Consider the following 1,428-nt stretch of genomic DNA (forward strand, 5'->3'; position numbering starts at 1 on the left):
CTCTGCAAGCCAGCGCCTCCAGCCCGCTCACCGATTTTCTGGAGGCGCTATGAGCCAGGGCGTGGGGGGAAATGAGGCGTCTGTATGCTCCTCTCTCCCTTTGGGAGCGGGGCTTGGGGTGAGGGCAGAGGCTGAACCGGCGCTGGCATGGGACGAGCCCTGCGCACCTTCCCCTGCCAAGGGGGAGGCCGGGAGGGGGTTGGATTTTGCCGACCGCTGGCAGGAGCTTGATTGGGACGATATCGGCATGCAGATCCGCGCCAAGACGACCCGGGATGTCGAGCGGGCGCTGACCACTCCCCGCCGCACCCTGGCCGACTTTATGGCGCTTATCTCCCCGGCCGCCGAGGCGTTTTTGCCGCAGATGGCGGCTGAGGCCGAGCGCCTCACCCGCCAGCGTTTCGGCAATACCACCGGCTTCTATGTGCCGCTCTATCTGTCGAACCTCTGTGCCAACGACTGCTCCTATTGCGGCTTCTCCATGAGCAACCGTCTCAAGCGCAAGACGCTGGATGCAGAGGAAATTGAACGCGAATGTCTGGCCATCAAGGCGCGGGGCTTTGACAGCGTGCTGCTGGTGACCGGCGAGCACGAGAGCAAGGTAGGCATGGCCTATTTTCGTGAGCACCTGCCGCAGATCCGCCGCCATTTCAGCGCAGTGGCGATGGAGGTTCAGCCACTGTCGCAAGCCGATTACGCCGAGCTCAAAACCCTGGGGCTGGATGCCGTCATGGTCTATCAGGAGACCTATCACGCCCCCAGTTACGCCCGCCATCATCTGCGCGGCAACAAGCAGGATATTGCGTGGCGGCTTGCCACCCCGGAGCGGCTCGGTCGCGCCGGCATCGACAAGATTGGGCTGGGGGCGCTGATCGGCCTGTCACCGGACTGGCGTGCCGACAGCTACTTTGTGGCCGAGCACCTGAGCTGGATGGAGCGTCACCACTGGCAGAGCCGCTATTCGCTGTCGTTTCCGCGTCTGCGCCCCTGCACCGGCGGCCTGCAGCCCGAGGTGGTGATGTCGGACAGGCAGCTGGTGCAACTGATCTGCGCCTGGCGCCTCTTCTCGCCGACCCTGGAGTTGTCGCTCTCGACCCGCGAATCCCCTGCGTTTCGCAACGGTGCCCTGCGCCTTGGCATCACCCAGATGTCGGCCGAGTCGCGCACCCAGCCGGGTGGCTATGCCGAGGGGGATAAAGAGGAGCTGGAACAGTTCGCCATCCATGACGACAGATCCCTCGGTGAGGTCGCCGCCGCCGTGCGGCAGGCAGGGTTGCAGCCGGTGTTTAAGGATTGGGAGCCTTTCTTGGGCCGATAACCAAATGATGTGACAACGCAGGAACCATAAAAGTAGGGTGCAATAAGCGAAGCGCATTGCACTAATGCCAGTCAGTTAAGCCTGACTGGCATTGTTTTTATTGGTTTTTT

The 1,428-nt window shown here is 62.6% G+C and carries 1 protein-coding gene; it reads left to right on the plus strand.

All coding sequences use genetic code 11. The annotated features are described in order from the left end of the window. Positions 1 to 49: 49 nt before the first annotated feature. Positions 50 to 1,318, plus strand: coding sequence for a 2-iminoacetate synthase ThiH (gene thiH / locus AAC083_RS16355; RefSeq protein WP_108537161.1), 1,269 nt, complete (start codon positions 50 to 52; stop codon positions 1,316 to 1,318). The last annotated feature ends 110 nt before the right edge of the window (positions 1,319 to 1,428 follow it).

The sequence above is a fragment of the Aeromonas sp. HMWF014 genome (assembly GCF_963878295.1).
Classification (GTDB): Bacteria; Pseudomonadota; Gammaproteobacteria; order Enterobacterales; family Aeromonadaceae; genus Aeromonas; species Aeromonas popoffii.